Source organism: Halosolutus gelatinilyticus, from assembly GCF_023028105.1.
Lineage (GTDB): Archaea > Halobacteriota > Halobacteria > Halobacteriales > Natrialbaceae > Halosolutus > Halosolutus gelatinilyticus.
In genome coordinates, this window is sequence record NZ_CP095491.1 from 1,966,556 (window position 1) to 1,983,743 (window position 17,188).

General features: G+C 58.7%; 6 protein-coding genes. 2 read left to right on the forward strand and 4 right to left on the reverse strand.

The window, feature by feature from the left end:
- Positions 1 to 27: 27 nt before the first annotated feature.
- Together MUH00_RS09755 and MUH00_RS09760 are read right to left on the reverse strand one after the other, a co-directional pair.
- The gene (locus MUH00_RS09755) at positions 28 to 2,145 is read right to left on the reverse strand and encodes a phospholipase D-like domain-containing protein (RefSeq protein WP_246997935.1); all 2,118 of its coding nucleotides are present in this window, start codon (positions 2,143 to 2,145) and stop codon (positions 28 to 30) included.
- 63 nt (positions 2,146 to 2,208) lie between these two features.
- On the reverse strand, positions 2,209 to 4,878 hold the full coding sequence (locus tag MUH00_RS09760) for a Piwi domain-containing protein (protein WP_246997937.1): 2,670 nt from the start codon (positions 4,876 to 4,878) through the stop codon (positions 2,209 to 2,211).
- A 257-nt stretch (positions 4,879 to 5,135) separates the two neighbouring features.
- Between MUH00_RS09760 and MUH00_RS09765 the strand changes: the two genes are divergently transcribed.
- Together MUH00_RS09765 and MUH00_RS09770 are read left to right on the forward strand one after the other, a co-directional pair.
- A complete protein-coding gene (locus MUH00_RS09765; RefSeq protein ID WP_246997939.1) occupies positions 5,136 to 6,815 on the forward strand; it encodes a DUF4143 domain-containing protein in 1,680 nt (559 codons plus the stop codon).
- Between the two features lie 101 nt (positions 6,816 to 6,916).
- Entirely contained in the window at positions 6,917 to 11,932 is a 5,016-nt protein-coding gene (locus MUH00_RS09770; protein ID WP_246997941.1) for a sacsin N-terminal ATP-binding-like domain-containing protein, read from the forward strand.
- A gap of 80 nt (positions 11,933 to 12,012) precedes the next feature.
- Here the strand turns inward: MUH00_RS09770 and MUH00_RS09775 are convergent, their stop codons facing one another.
- A complete protein-coding gene (locus tag MUH00_RS09775; RefSeq protein ID WP_246997943.1) occupies positions 12,013 to 15,570 on the reverse strand; it encodes an AAA family ATPase in 3,558 nt (1,185 codons plus the stop codon).
- Positions 15,567 to 16,850 carry a metallophosphoesterase family protein gene (locus tag MUH00_RS09780; RefSeq protein ID WP_246997945.1) on the reverse strand — a complete coding sequence of 428 codons (1,284 nt, stop codon included), beginning with the start codon at positions 16,848 to 16,850 and terminating at the stop codon, positions 15,567 to 15,569. Before MUH00_RS09780 ends, MUH00_RS09775 begins: the two co-directional genes overlap by 4 nt.
- Between the last annotated feature and the right edge of the window lie 338 nt (positions 16,851 to 17,188).

The following is a 17,188-nucleotide window of genomic DNA, read 5'->3' on the forward strand; positions in this document are numbered from 1 at the left end:
AGCCTCTGGCGAAGAGTAGGATGTTGTTTAAGTACGGATTACGCTAGTGAGTCGAGACAGAACACCATTGGAACTAGCAGACATTGAATCGGACCGTGCCTTTTTGATAACGTCGGGCTCATCTATCCAGTTCTTGAACCTGTTTGCGCTTTCAAACTGGACTGCCGGCCCGTAAATGCCCGCGCGGATGTGTGCTGGCGTAGCTTTCTGGAATTCCCAGCATTGCTGCTGGTCCAGATTCGCTGAGAAATCAGCGACGATCCGTCCGTCGTCTTTGAAATCGAGTTCACACAGCCCGTCGGACAGCGCACTGATCCATTTCCGACGGCCCGGATCGTGCTCCTGCTCGGCGGGTGTCTCCAGGGGCACGTACTCCGGCGGTTCCTTCTCGGCATACGCGTACAGCTCCGCAAACACGTCCCGAGCATCCGCGAGCCGGTCCGACTGGTCTGGGAGCGAGATTTCCCGCTGCAAGAACAAATGAGCGAACCATGGGAACAGGTTACAGCTGTCCGCCCGGCCCGCGATCTGCGCGGCCGCTTCCCGTTCGTCTTTCTCCAGTTCGGAGAAGTTGACGTTGAAATCCAGCGTCTTCATGCGAGTGCGGAGTTCGGATTTTGGCTTCGTCGAGTCGTTCGAGGAAAAGATGAACGTCGGCATCTGGATGGAACCGTCCCACTTCCCCTCCCAGTACGACTTGATGATGTCCCGGTCGATTTTCGACTTCGCCACGTCGTCAACGATATACGGGAAAACAGTGTCCGACGCACGAGCGCGCTCGATGTTGTTTTTGACGAAGTCGTCGCCGGTCGTGACCTCCTGTACGTACCCGTTCGAGATGAGCCGCGCCCCGAACCGCAGGAACATGCCTTTCCCGCTGTCGTTGTCGCCATGAAGGAACAGGAACGGCAGGTCCTTGTCCAGCTCTGCAGATTCGTATTCGGCGTAGTGATGTGCGCAGTAGTTAGCGAACGGAGCCCAGCAGAAGTAAATAACTCCCTCGTAGAAGTGCGCCCGCGTTTCCTTCGTCGTTCGCGTCTCTCCGAACTCGCCGACAGTTTCGACGTACTGCTCGATCAGGGCGAGTGCGTCAGCGACTTCCTGCGGATCGTCCGGGAGGGGAGCCGATAATTCGAGGACGGAGTCGTCAACCCGCAGCCCCACCGTGTTCTCCTCCCTGTCGACGTTGAGGTCGGGGTATCCGGTGAAGGTCTCTTTGTACCGTGCGATACCGGCTGGCGTCGCTACGATTTCACCGTCGTTGATCCGGATGTTATTGGCGGACAGCGTGTCGTCTAAATTCGAGATAGCGTCTTCGAGGCCCTGCGGGGAGAGACGGACACGCTTGTCCGGACTGATCTCGGTCGGATCCGTGTCCGTATCTTCGGCGGCGAACACCGCCTTCTCTGCTTCTTCGGCGTCGGTGACGACGTTGTACGTGTTGACTTGGTCGTCGTCAACTGCTTCGTCGAGCCGTGCGTTTAGCTCGGCGACGGGGTCGTCACTGAACTCGTCGCCACCCAGCCAGATGTCGTAGATCTTCGCCTCTTCTTCTGCCGTTTCGGCGTCCTCGATTTCCTCGGTGAGGTTCTCCATGAACGGCGTCGCGTAGTCCTTGTGGAACGCGTAGAGCCGTTCGAACCACTCGTCGACGGGTGTGTCCCCGTCGGTACGCCAGGCCATGTTGACGTTGGTTTGTTTGCTCCCTTGCCAGGCCTGCTTGGAGAGGTTTGCCGACCCACAGATGAGTGTGCGAGATCCGTCCTGGTTCTCGACGATGTAGAGCTTCGTGTGGAGGAGGACACGGGCGGAATCGACGGTGTGGATGAGGAGATCACCGTCTCGTCGCAGTGATTCCAGTTGCGCGGCGATTTTCTTCGCGTTGTTCGTGTTCTTCAGCGACCGCCGATAGTCGTCGTGCTGGTTGTCCCCAACGATAACCTCCAAGGAGTCCACTGAGAGGTCCCGGTTCTGAAACATCTTGTAGATAAATGCGGGGGACTGACTGTACGTGACGCAGTAGACATGCTGGGCGTCACCGAAGTAGTTCAGAAAGCTGTCCCATGATTTGTCGGCAGCCATCTCCAGGTCGGCGGTGCTGCCGTCATCGAACTCGACTGTTGCTTCGAATGCTGTCTTGGTCATGCGAGGGTCACCGGTGTGTTGACGGGTACGTGGGTGGTTGCATGGGTCTGTGCTGGCGCATGGTCAGATGTACGGGACGCCGCGGATGACGCTGCCTTTGGTGAGGTAGCCCTTCATGGCGAAGTCGGCGCACTTGTCGGCGTAGTACGTGGTGATGGGGAGGCGGGTGGACCGGCTCAGCGAACCGACGTGTGCTTCCGACAGCCAGTAGGTTTGCTCCGCGAGCGTGTCGAGGTCTGTCGACCCGTGGCGTTTCACGATCTGTAGCGGCCGCGGCGTGCCAGGGCTGCCCTCCTTTCCGCCGGTCGTGGTCAGGTAGGAGTGGTCGCCGTTGTGGACGTGGAAGGCGATGCCTTTTTCTGCGATATCGAACCGCGAGTTCGATTCGTCGTACGCGGCGATGCGGGGGTTCCCGGATTTCCGGATCTCGACGAGGTCGAACCGTTGGATGAGATCGCGGGCTTTGTCGAGACGCTTGATGAGGTTCTCGACGTCAAGGTAGAACTTCCCGTCACGATGGATGACTACGTGCCGCGGTGGCCGGCCTTCCTCTTCGGCGAAGATTTCGAGGACGTGTTTGATGACGTTCGCCACGTCGTCCTCGTCGAATGTCTCGCCAGCCTGCTTCGTCACGGCTTCTGACGCGAGGATCGTTCCGTCGGCCATGATGACGTTCGCGGCCGCACCGAGGTGTTGCTTGGTCGCGTGGTCGTACGTCACGTCGAGCCCGACGAACGCGTCGACGTCCCCGGGAACGTCGTCGATACGCCACGGCACGCCGCCCGCTTTCCCGATGAGGGACGAGCAGATGTTTCCGCGGTAGTTGTCGTTGCCGAGATTGTCGATGGAGATCATCTGACTCGGCACGCCGAGTTGTCCGAGACGCCGCTTGAACTCCGGATACGGATCGTCGTAGTCCGCTCCTGCAGCCTCGTCAGCATCCGGCACGACGATCAGCGCCGCATCGTAGTCACTCGCTTTCTGCGCGTGTTGGGAGTAGTGGAACTCCGAGCCGAGTTCGTAGGTCTCCTGATCGAACGCCGTTGGACCCGCATCGTAGTCTGCGAGCTTGTTGAGCAGCGTGAGCACGTACGGCCGTGCGTCGTCCTCCTCATCTTCCGGGTACAGCGCGATGATGTCGAACGATTCAGGAGCCTTGTACACGCCGTATCCCTTCCGTTCCAGCCCACCGGCACCGTAGAACCCGGTCTGTCCACCCCCGAATCGAAGATTCGGTCGGTTCCGTATCTGGTGTTCTCGGTACCCGGCGTTCGTTGGCTGGGGGACAGGGTCGAAGCCAAAGTACGGCGTCGGGCCGAGTAAATCCATGAACGACGTGACGACGTTAAACCGCTCCTCGGGCTTCATCCGGCTCTCGTTGTGGATGACCTCCAGGAACGTGTCATCGACACGGCCCAACTGGTCGAATGTTGGGATGACCTTACAGTATTCCAAGAGCTGCGGGAAGATCGAATCCTCGCCGCTCCCGTACTGCAGATCGGCGATAATCGGATTACCGGCCCGCATCGAGTTGATGACGTCCTGCTCGACGTGCTTCTCGTGGTACTCCGACATCGGGACGCCCGGCCCGTCCAGCACATCGTCGTAGTCCATATCGATGACTTCCTTGACCGTTGCCGTGCGAGCACTGTCGTACAGATCAGTGTCGTGCTCAACGCTCACCTCGGCAATGTCATGGCCGCGCTGCACCCAATCGGCGGCTGAGAACGTCGATTCCAGATGGTACGCGACGTTCACGCCACAAATCACGGTCCCGTCAGCATCAACACGAATCCGGCACTTGTACTTCCGATAGGCTTCGAACAACCCACTGTTCGCGGTTCGCTGCGGGGTTGGCTCGATGATCGAATCGATCCCCGACACCTCGAAGCGGCCAGCGACAGCTCGCTTCACGTCCTGCTTGACGAACTCTTGGAGCGGGCCGTCGTCCGTGTACGAGCGCGCCTCCAGGGTCGTCTTGTCTTGGTGGACGGGTTCGATAGTGTACCCGTGGAGCGATATCGTGCTGTGGAGCTTTTCGGTAGCGTAGATGCGCCGACGGGACGCATCTGCTGTCGTGACCGGGTTGTTGCTCCGTGACTGGTAGTAGTTCGCTGCTTTCGCCGTGAACCCCTCAATCCCGTTCGTGAAGTCATCCGGGTCGATCCCGCCGCTCCCGGTTGCGCGGAGTTCATATTCGTGGACGGTGAGTTCCGCGAGGTTTCCGAGTTCGAACTGCAGCAGGTAGTTCCCTTCCGACAACGGGTGTTGGTGTAGCAGTTCACCGCCACCATCTGCCGTCGGCCGTGGCTCGCTCGTCACCTCACTCCCCCGAACGAACTCCGACTCGTCACTTGGATCCCCCTCCGTTGAAGATTCACTAACGTCACTCTCGGAGGACTGCGCAGCCGATGTGTTCTCCGCCCCGCTGTTCTCGGCTGCAGCAGGTGGCTCGTCGAGCGGCGTGACGATCAGGTCATACCCCGGGTTGAGTTGCATCTCTCCGCGGTACTCGTTCCCGACCACGTTCTCCAGTACGTACCAGCGCCCGACCTTCCACTCGAAATCTGCAATCTCGTTATTGTGGAACACGGTCAACTCCACTGGCGTCCCTTCAACGTCCGCCAACTGAACTTTCCGAGCGATGGCGTCGTGATCCCACTCGTCAGTCCCTGTGACGCGCAGTGAGATATCGATCTGTTCCCCATCCTCGATGTCGGCCTTCACTGCCATCTACACCGACCAACGGACTCCCCGAATAAATAGATTACCACTAGGCGAATCTAAAACACGAAAACTGAGTTTTAGAGGAAACACAACATCATAATCCTACTGTATGCGGTTCGGGGACGCTTCGGAGACAGCACCGGACCCCAACAAGGTTGTGAATCGCCCTCACAAACCGCGGCGAACAGCTATTTTCTGATAGAGTTGAAAATAGGGACATCTGGATGCGCGAATATTTGTACTAGCGCAGAATAATCATCGCTATGCTCGGGACAGGGAGCGCAGAAGAGTTCATCGACGACGCCGAACACCACAACCAGTGGTGGAGTGACGGCAGTTCCCCAGAACTATCGCAGGCCACAGACCTCACCCCTCGCTCTGATTTCCACCGCGTCCTCAAGAGAACCAACACCCACTACACTGACAACGTCGAGAGTCTCGTCTACGCAATTCACGGCCAAACGGGGATCGGCAAAACCACGCTTCTTCACCAACTCGTCGGAGCCCTCCTCGACACAACTGAATTCCCACAACAAAACAAAGACCTCGAACTCACCTCCGCATTCTCCCCCAGACAAGTCCTCTACATCCCCTTGGAAGACTCTCTGTATCAGCTGGAACGCCCAGGCAACGACATCAAACGCCTCAACCAAGTCATCGACTACTTCCAGACCCACGTCGCACCCCGCCAAGGACAGAAATTCATCCTCCTTGACGACGTCCAAGCCCTCGATCTCGACGAGAACCGCAAAGCAGAGCTACTCGACCTTCTCGACGACAATACGTACGTATTCCTAACCGGCAACGTCCGCGCACAGGTCTCCCTCTCAAACGTCGAAACCGCCGACACCGTCGATGAATTCGAAGGCCCATGGCCCATCCTCCCGATGAAATTCATCGACACCGTCCAAACCGGCGAAGGTCTAGGTGTCGAATTCAATGAGGCATTCCGAACCCAACTCGAACAATTCCAATCACCCGACTTAGACGGCCCATCGCCGATCAAAACAATTCGAACCGGGCTTTCCGGAACGAATTCGGAGACCAGTCTCGACACAGCTGTTGAAACACTCTCGGAACTCTGCTTCGATATCTTCGATGCAGACGACCGAAACAACCTCCACGATGCCGCGCGAGCATACCTCCGAACAGGCGGGACCCTCCACCAGACAGACGTCCCCTCGATCCGGAACGACCTCTCAAAATCTCACTTCCTCCTCTTCCTCTACAAAGAACTCGCCAAGCACCGATCCATCCAACAACCCGAAAACCTCCACCGACTCAGCGCCATCGCTGCCACCAACGCCGGTGAAGAACTCCAGTACACTGAACTCAGCGACCAGATCGGCGTCGATAGGCGAACCGTCGACAACTACCTCGACGTGCTCGACGAAGGCATCGCCGTCACCGAATCCCACGACTACTCCCTCCGACGCTACCGTCGTACCCGCTTGTACCTCCGCAACCCACGCCACCTCGTCCTCCTCTCCCAACGCCAGGAACACCACGGCTTCGAGGCGTACGAACGACAAGACACGCTCAACCACGAATTCGAACACAAACTCGCCCGCACCGTCGCCTTCGACCATGCCAAACGCCTCGCCTTCACCGTCGGAGCATACGACGTCGAATACACCGAAACCGAATCCGGCCTCGTCGACTACATCCTCCAACGCAACGGACACGTCCTCCCCTTCATCCTCTCCTACCACCCATACACTGGCAACGCCGAAACAATCACCGAAGAATTCACCCCTGAATCCGGCCAGCACACCAAATCCGACAGTGAAGAGCTACAGGAGTTAGACTACCAGGCACCGTACCGGTTCGTCATTACCGACAGTCTACCAAAGAGCGTCGTTGAGAGCGAGTCACTCGTTATGCAGGGGGACGAAGCAAGAATTTGTTATCTTCCATTCTGGCTGTTTCTCTTGATTTGCTAAGCAGATTCCAAGGTTGCCATAATTCGATGAATTCTGGTCCTCTGCCACTCTCACAACACCACATCCCTGAGTTATATATCTCTGACTCGACACCAATGTGTATGAACGGTTCCGGGCCGGCCTCTATCTCGGATATTCAACGCCGGCACGTCGACACCTACGAGAGTAATCCGGATCGAATTGAGGCTGACGCGGGTACTGAACGTCAGGACCGCGCTGACTATGAGGGTCGGTTCGTCTTTGAGTTGCTACAGAACGCCGTCGACGAGATGGACGACACCGACGAACCACGGGTACGGTTTGAACTCACGGAGGACAGGCTCCTCGTTGCGAACAACGGTACGGCGTTCTCCTTCAAGGACCTTTACGCACTGACGCTCACGACCCGGACGACGAAAGCTGGCGAGACGACTATCGGCCACAAGGGCCGCGGGTTCACGTCCGTTCTCGGCGTCACGGACAACCCGAGTGTATACTCAGAGAACGTCCAGGCACAGTTCAACCGAGAGACGACAGCTGCTCTACTGAATGACAACGATGATATTTCGGCTGAACGGGACGACGCACTCGTCGCTGAGCAAGTTCCCTTACTTTGCCTTCCGCACGAGACAACGACCCCGTCCCGCGTCCACGAACTTCTGAACGACGGATTTACAACCGTATTCGAACTCCCACTTCGAGACCCTGCACGGCACCATGAATCGATCCGTGCGAAGCTTGACGGACTTGACGCGAACACGGTCGCGCTGCTCCCACAACTTCAGAAGATCGAGATCAGTTCTTCGGAACAGGAGTGGGAATGGGGAATTGCTCGACACGATATGACTGCCTGTGACGCGACCCTCATCGAACTCTCCACAGACACAATGGACGGCCCAGGGGGTACACGCACAGAGTGGTTCTGCCTGTTCGAACGGACTGATCTTGACCGAGAACAGATATCGAACCACGCGGATCTGACCCAACCAGAGGTTGATGCGATGGGCGAATTGAGCGTTGGCATTGCGTTCACTGCGACACCCGTAGACTCCCCGCCTTCCCTTCGCCCAAAGGATTGGAAACTCACGCCCGTGTACGGTGACACTGACGACCAACCACCGTACCTCCACGTCTTCCTCCCAACGAAAGAACGCAGTCCAATCCCTGCGCTCGTGACAGGGACCTTCCAGTCAGACACGTCCCGCCGAAACCTCACACTCAATTACGATGACTCGCGCGGGTACGACGGCCAGTTCAACGCCCTCCTGTTTACGGCAGTCGGCGAGCTCCTCGCAGATCGTGTCATTTCGTTTGTTGACCAGTCCGCGACATCGGCGGGGGACCTCCTTAGCACGCTGGACCCGTCGCTAGGGCAACGCCGCGACTGGTCGTTCGCCCAGGGAACAGTCGAGGACTGTCTCTTCGACGCGATCAAGACTGGACTCACGTCCGTCAAGTTCCTACCGAGCGCGCTCTCTGACCGGTGTGTCGCCATCGATGACAGCACAGTACCTCCAACGTCCGCACAACTCCCGGACTTAGGCGCAGACTTCGTGTCACTCCTCCAGTCGGGCGACAGTCAAGTTGACGACCAGCCGCTAGTCCCGACAACAGAACTATCGACCCACCAGCACGCCCAGACGCTAGTTGCCTATGGTGCATCACAGTACGACGCGCCGTCGATACCTGGAGCCCTCGCTGCTGTTTCTGTGAATCCTCCTCTCCGCGTCGTCGACGAGCGTGAATTCGGCCGAACTCCACCGGATGACGACGAGCCGTGCCGCCTCACAGTCGATCCGGTCCTTGAGTATCTCGTTCGTCTGCGGAAGACGCTGGAGAGCGACGAGGACCGTTCAGCCCTTGACGAAGCGTGCCGCCGACACGACGTGTTCCCCGTCGAGATCGTAACCGGCCCAGGGGAAACGAAGTACGCGATACGCGGTTCAAACGAGACCGGCACGATCTTCATGCCACCCGAGGGCGACATTACAGCGGACACCCTCCCGACGCTCGAATTTCTTCCGCGTGAACTGTACCACGGCACAAACGCCGACCGCTCGGCACCGCTTCGGGACGACGTACTCCCGGCGAACTTCGACGCCGACGTTCAGGCGATCTGGGACATCAACGACTACCTGTTCTCACAAGTGTTCGACACCGCGATCAGCCCACATCTCCCTGGACCGAACTCACCGAACGCGGACCCGTCTGTCCTCGCGTCCAGCTCAGTACTACGAACGATCCGTGAGATGACGGACGTCCAGTCACCTGAAAACGACCGCAGTCCCGACTCACCGCTCCTCTACCAGTCCGCCAAGAAGCCATTCTCGGCGCTCGCACAACTGCCCGTCCCAACACAGCCAACAGAGGGCGACACAGTCGAATGGCATCCCGCACACCGCGTGTACTTCAGCTCCGCTTGGCAAACCACGCTTGACCGCCCAGAAGACGCTCACATCGAACCGTTCCTCAACGCTGTCGCCGCCAAAACTGATTCCGAACGGTTCGATCCGAAGTTCCTGGCTCCACCTACGTGGTTCACTACTGACGATGACGAACATTGCTCAGAGACGCTCGAAGCGTGGACAGCATTCTTCTCGTGGCTCAGTGTGTTCGAACACCTCCGTCCGCTCCCGCTGTTCGCACCAGGTGAACAGCAGACGTATCGACAGACGCAAGGCCTTAGCCGACCGTCGAACTCAACGGTTACAGCGTCCGAGGATCTCCGAACGGACGGTACTAACACCGTCGATCATCGGTACACCGGACTCACCGACGCAGAGTGGCAAGCATACCGCGACCACCTCGCGGGCGCGGTAACCCCAGAGATCCCTGACCCAGAGGAACAGTACCTGTTCCAAGTGAATTCCCTAGAGTACGCGTCGGAAATCCTCTCGGCCGCAAACCAATCGGAAGCTGTGGGAAGCCGTCTCCTCACGCACCTCACGCGGTGGTGGGATAATGGTCTCTCCGCGCGGCGACACGCGACTGTCGCGCAATTCACCAACGAACGGTGGCGCGGCAGTAACGTCAGCTACGTGTTCAACGACGACGAGCAAGAGACACTTGGCTGGAACCTGTGGGTGTGGCAGCTCCGGCAAGCACGTTGGGTTCCGACAGCGTTCGATGCCGCGCGCCCCACAGCCTCATGGAGTCTACCACGCAACGACCGTGACCGCTTCAGCCTCAACGTGAACGGAGTGCGGCCCTTGCTGCCGTTCGTAGACGTGGACTTTCCAACCAGAGAAAGCGAAACGACCGTCAGCTTCGAAGAACTCACCGACACACTCGGTATCGGAGTGCGGCTAGAGCAAGGCACGTTCTCGCCACAGGACGCCGAACGCGTGGTCAGTCGTATGGGGGAGTTACTCGCGTGGACCGATGACGAACTCGCCCAGTACAGCAGTGCTGTCGAACTACTCTACACACGCGTCGCTGAACTCCTCCCGGGACTAACGCGCGGCAACCAGATCACTGGCGAGTGGGATCCCGAACAAAGCGGGCTTGCGGACGCACTCGTCCTCTGCCGGGTTAACGATGAGTACGCCCTCAAACGCGCGGGCGATACCTACTTCATCCGGTCACGGAGCAGTCGTGACCGCTACGGAAATCTCGGTGTTCCACTCCTTGCAATGTTCAAACCGGAAGCCGTCAGTCTCGGCGAGTACTGCGGTGCGACCGACCTGCGAACCGCTGTCGAGAAACAGCCCGGATACGGCGATGATCGTTCTCTTCCGATATCAATCTCTGGCTTCGAAATCGACACCGCGTGGCTTCAAACAGTCCTCGCCGCGCTTGTCCTCCGACTCCGAACGAATCGACCGTCATCCGCGCTCGTCGACCAAGACACAACCCGAACCCAGGCATTCTTCGAGAACATCGTGTTCGTCACCGACCTCGATCTCAACATCACACTCACCGACGGCAGCTGGAACCGCAATCTCGACCCGAAACCGCAACCGTACCATATTGAACGCGACGGCGACATGATTGACGCGATCCTCATCGACGTGACGCTCAACCGAGAGGCTTTCGTCGACGCACTCACAGGGGCGTATACCGACCGGCTCGATGTCCCACAATACTACGAGGCTGTCAACAACCTCGTGGACTACGCGTTCGGGAACGCAACGCCAGCTACCGCGTTACACGAGCGACTCCGAACCGTCGGGAGCGAAGTCCCGAACGGCCAGATTGAGGCGACTCGGGTCACGCTCTTCGAAAGCACCACCGAGGACTCACCAACCGGAGACAGCGATGCCGATCACCCACCAACGCCTGAACCAGATCGTGACGGGGTGTTCGATCCCAACCGAAACACGCACTCCGCGGCAAGCAATGGCGGATCGCAATCATCTACTGGCACGACTGGAACCAGCGCACACTCTTCGCGCATCCCCAGTATCGACGCAGTCACTCGGATCGGCGACCGGAAAATCGCCGAATCGCTCCGGAACGCCGACGTATCCACAGAGCCAATCAACAACGGCGGTCGCCAGCCCTCGGGGAACGATCGTTCCGCGTCCAATAGGCAAAACGGTGGAGGTGGTGGGGCGTCCCAAGAGTATCGTGACGAGATCGACGCGTTCGGCATGGATGTTACGCTAGACGCCGAGCGGATCCGGCTTGGAGAGGCCAATGAACCAAATTCGGAAGCGAAGGTCTTCGATGTCCATACGCCAGAAGAGTACGGGAAGCAACGTGAAAACTCGGATCTCCTCGAACGCGCTATCCATCGGTTCGCAGAGCGACGCGGTCTTTCTGCCGCAGAAAATCCGCTTGACCGCGACTGGCCCGGATTCGACGTCTTGACGATTCGAACCGATGACGACGGCCCGGTGATTGACCGCTGTATCGAACTCAAAACGTCCGGCCAGAACACGAGGAAGCCGTCCCTCTCGTGGAACGAATGGAAAGCCGCAGGCGGGCCGCTCAGCGAGCACTACTACCTCTACGTAGCCCGGAACATTCGACTCGGCAACAGCGGCGATGCAGAACTCCTCGAAATACCACAACCGTTCGACCGGTTACGGAACCGGCAACGCAAAACACGCGATCGGAACGTCCAGGTAGATCTCCGCAGCTTCGACTTTGACGACGATCCAATCATCGAACGCCCCATCGAGTGGGAGGAATAACCGACTACTCCTGTGCGAGTCGTTGAGCTGCGGCCGCTAGTCACGCCACCGGAAATCTGCCGTCTCAGTCGAAAGCGGCCTCAGTCCGCATTCTCACTCGGATCAGGGTTTGTCGAAATCCGATCGAGAAGTCTGTCTGCGGCCGTTGCTGCTGTGGTAGGTTCCAGCCCGTGCTGACAGTAAGTGTCGACCACCGCTGACCGGATTTGTTCGTCTGGTCGCGTCGGCTGCGGGTCAAGGTACTCCTCTTGCCGGAGGTAATCTCGGAGATCCTCGATTTTATTCTGGCGAAAGTGGGAGACATCAGGTAGCCGGTCAAGAATCTCTTCTGGATCGCCGTCGACACGGTCCGCGATCTCACTCACCTCGTCGATGAATTTTGTGGTGACTGCGTCGGTGGCTTCTAACACGTCGCGGTCAACCGCCTTCCCGCGCCCAACAGTATACGCCTCGACGAACGCTTCTAGTGCCGCACCGTGCCGTCGGACCTGCTCTCGGGACGGTTCCGACAGGAGCCCATCGACGGCACCGACCTCTAGTAACGCTCGGAGGTTCCCCCAGCGTTCGATACCGGCTGTCCGGAGTCGGTACAGTACTTCGGGGTCTTCGGTCACGTACCAGAGCGGTGCCGACGCAGCGCCCTGTCGCGGGTCGAACGTCGGCACTTCCAGTCGCTCACGGTATGACCGGTGATCCGCGCCGTCCGGAGCTGGTATGTCGATTGCACCGGCAGTCTCAATTGCTGGCGGTTCCGCGACGGGGTCGTGCCCGTCGCTCGGCGTCAACTGCTGGAGACTGTACTCGACATCTGACTCATCAAGACGAGTCTCCCACCGTGCGCGTTCGTCGTGCCGCGCCGTGAAGTAGAACACTTGCCGGCCTGCCCGGGCCAGGTCAATCACGCTGTCAAGGACAGTTTCAGCTCGTCGGTCGTCGAACGGTGCCAACGTCTCGTCAAGCAACAACGGTGGTGCAGTCTCCTGCTCTCTATGTTCGACGAAAGCCACCCGAACTGCGAGTAGCACCTGCACGCGCGTCCCACTCGACAAATCGTTCAGGTCAACCCGCCGCTGTTCACCCGTATCGTACGCCCTGAACGTACCGTCATCCAGTCTGAGCTCGAACTGCCCATCAGTAATCCGCCGCAGGAGATCGTCCGCCCGCTGAAAGACCGGCTCCTGGTTGCTGCTAATCGTCTCTTCTTCGAGGAACTCAAGCAGTGTATCCGTCACCGCGTCAGCTACGTCCGCTTCGAGCGCCTCTTCAAGAGCCCGCAAAGCCTCATCTTGTTCTTGAACTGCGGCCTCAATATCCATCGATGCCTTCGCATCCTCGATTTCCTTCTCCAGCGCCGTCTTCTCCTCCAACAGCTCGTCGTAGCGGCCCGCAACCTTCCGCTTCTCGCCTAATTCATTTTCTAAGTCGTCCAGATCTCGCTCTTCGATCGCTTCGTCGTAGTCGTCGAAGGCACGAAGGTCCTCCCGCCGATTCCGGAGGGTTGTTTCAGCTTCGTCTTTTGCCTCGACGGCTGCCTTGTACTCTGCGTATTGCTCAGAAAGTACTTCAAGACGGTCTCGGTCGCCAGGCTCCAAGCCACGTTCGGTGAACAGTGACTCTCGTTCAGATCTGTACTGTTCAAGATCGGTACGGGCCTGCGCGACCCCTCCATCAACCTCTGCGAGCCGTTGCGTCGCAGCCTCGTAGTCGCGTTGCCGCTGTTCGAGACTCCCGATGGCGGCTGTTGCGTCGGTACTCGTCTCAACTACGTATGGGTACGTCTCGGTCGTGAACGGTTCGATCGTCTCGCAGAACTGCTCATGGGATGTCTCAACCTGGGTCTTGGCTTCCCGCAGGGCCGCCTGTTTCCCGGTGACAGTTTCGTCAGCAGCCTGCCAACGCTCGACACGCTCGACCGTCACCGCCAGTTCAATGTCGTCATCAACCTCAGTGTCAAACCGGTCCTGAAGCCGCTGTCGGGCCGTCTCCAGTTCATCCTTGACGTCCTCGATATCAAACTGCGCGCGGATCTCATCCCGTTTATTGGCCTCCTGCTTGTCGAGTTCAACGGCACTCAAACGCACACGAAGAGCGGCGACACGGTCTCTGACCGCGTCAGCTTCCCACGAATCCGGTTCCTCCAACCCAGTCTGCCGGAACGTCTCTGCGTGCGTCGTCCTCGCAGTGTCCGTACTGCCCTCCTCGCCCCTCGCGGTGATCGCTGCGTACCCAGCGAGCGCGAGACCAAGTACCGTCAGAACAATCCCTGCTGGATTCACCGTCAGCGCAATCACGACACCTGAGAGCGCCGTCAGCACCCCAGCCACGACAGCCGCTGCAACGGGGCGTCGATTCCGCTGGTTGTCACTGTCTTGTTCTGCCGGGGCTGCAAGCCAGTTCTCAAGGGCATTCCGCCCACTCTCAAGCGTTTCACGATCCCTCCGCTCCTTCGATTCGTCGCCGAGCCACTCGTCAACGGCGGCTTCGACCTGCTGCTTACCTTCAACTTCAGCCACCTTGCTGACGAACGACCGGAGTTCAACTAAATCGTCTGTGCTGATCTCCCGGAGCGCCTCATCGTCAAGATCAAGCGAAATCTTCTCCCGTACCTCGTCGCGCTCAGCTTTTGCCTCCGCTACGTCTCGCTCCAAGCGATCGCGCTCGTCTTCAGCGTCATCGAGCTCATCCCGATACCCCCGAAGGGCCTGTAGCACCTCATCGGTGACCCCGTCCTCAGGGAGTTCCGTAGCTGCGAGTTTCTCAGCAGCCTCACGGTACTTCGTGGCCACCTCTCGCTCCTCACCCATCTGGGTGTCGACCTGCTCCTCAAGTTTGTCGACCTCATCCAGTTCAGCACCATTGAAAGCCGCCAATTCGTTCGGGAACGACGCTACCTCCTTCTGTTTCTGATCGTAGGCGTCTTGCGCCTTCCTGTACTCGACCGCCGTCTCAAGCAGGTCGACGCGCTCTCTCGCGGCGTCAGCATCTGCCAGTTCTTCTTTGAGTTTGCTGAGCTCTGCTCGTTCCGCCGCGAGATCCGGGGCCTCGCGCCGCAACTTCTCGACGTTTTCGACAGCCGCCGCTGCATCCTTCGTCTCGCTAATCCCTCGTGTGGCGGGGCTGGCCCCGTTAACCAGACCGAACTTGTCGCGGACTGCGTCAATGTTGAACCCGCCAGTCGACTCGCGTTGAATGACGCTTGCGAATTCGCCGTCGTCCGTTTCCTCCTGTAGCATATCGTGCAGCGACAATGCGTACCGACGACCACCATCGAGCGACGGCACCGGGATCGCGTCCGCGGGTGCGCCGTCACGAAAGTCCTCACTCACACCTCCGTGCAGCTCGATCCGCCGCGACTCTCCATCGTACGTCAGGTCAGTCCGAACCGTCGCCGAGGCCGGCGCTTCATCGGGCCACAACGACCAACGGATCGCCTCCGCGAGCGTCGATTTCCCAGCCGCATTCGCACCGTATACAACGTTAACTCCCGACGAAAACTCTTCGAGCGTAAACCCTGCCGTCTCGAACCCCGGCGCGCGGTCAAGTGTCACGGCGTCAACGGTAACAGGCGTCTCTCGACCGTCCGCCGTCTCACGACTCGTCTCGGACAGGTCGGCGTCAGTCGGGGCTGGCTCACTCATCGCCCATCACCCCCTTGTTGCTCACTGAACGCTTCGACGAGCTGCCGCGCCTGCTGGCGAACTACATCCTTCGTTTCCGTTTCCGTCGGCCGCGCGTACGTCTCATCCTGGCTCTTCAACTCCCGATACGCATTGGAATCGTGCGTCTCGCGGACACGCCTGTGTGCGGCCTCAATAACGGCCCGGTAAGGGTCCAAGGGTTCGTCACCATCGAGTGCCCGCAGCAACCCGGCCACGTACCCGATCGGATCATTCTCACCGGCACGTTCAGCGAGATCGATCGCGGGTTTCGTATCAATCGCAACATCGATCACCCGTATTGTGATCCCGCCATCCGTGCGCTCGATCTGTTTAAGTTCGGCACGTCGGCTGCGCAAGTCAGTGTGTTCGTCTGTCCGCCCTTCGATTACGAGACTGACCGCAAGCAACTCCGTCTCGGTGCCACACTCCGTAACTACCTCACGCAACTGCTCATGCGTAGCATCAACGATATCGTGAAACCCTTGCTCGGGCGTCGTTGAGACAGTAACCGCTTCGTATTGCAGTGTTGCCGTCTCAAGCGGCTCCGTCGTAACTGTCCCGTCACTCTCGACCGAGAGAACCCACGCACCGTGACTGGCCGTCTCGCTCGGATCCAACGGTTGCAAGGACCCCGGATACAAGACTGGCGGGTTCTCGTGACGTGTCCCCGGGACGTGAAGGTGACCAAGCACCCATGCCGCGTGCCCACTCGTCGCCAAGTCATCCACGGCGACCGGGGCGTACCGGTCCTCTTCACTCACGTCTCCGTGCACGACGCCGAGACGCGGAACACCGTCGTCGCGTAGGTCGTACTTGGCTACGGGACTCTCGTGATAGTACCTGCTCGGGAACGACCAGCCATCAACATGGAGGCACGCCTCACCGTCGGTGTCAGTAAGGACTGTTCGCTCCCACGTCCCGTCCCGACCAAGCAACTGGAGGTGATCGATTGCGTCGGCCAGGTCTGGCAGTACGTCTGCATCGTGATTTCCGGCCACAGCAACGAGCGGAATACCGGCCTCCGCCAGCGTAGTAGCCGCAGATTCAACCGCACCGAACGCCTCAGCGTACCTATTTTCGCTGTCGACGAGATCACCCGCAACGACAACCGCGTCCACTCCCCGAGTAACAGCTGCTTCCGCGAGATCAGCCCAGATCGTCCGGGGAGAGAAGTCGGCTGCAGCGAATTTGTCGGGAAGTCGACTCGGACGACGCCCAATATGAATATCCGCTGTACACAGAACCTCCATTGCTGCCATCTGATAAGCAACTCGAAGCTATTGACATAAACCCGGTGGTTAGATTGTGAGGCTGATAGTTCTTAGTGATGATATCTGATAAGCGAATTCGTGATGAACGGGTTGGACTACCGCTGGTATTCCAGATACATAGACTCTTCTGCCATCACAAAAATTTTGACAGTAATTCCGGACACACCCCGTGACCCCATCAAGGAATACCACTTGAACGCGGCTGCAACCGGTGAATAATTCCGGACACCTCCCGTCCACACTTGTTATAAAATATATTATATAAAGTCGGAATAGTACAAGTGACCTCAGGAGCGCCCACCGACAGACAAAATTACACGGTTTCG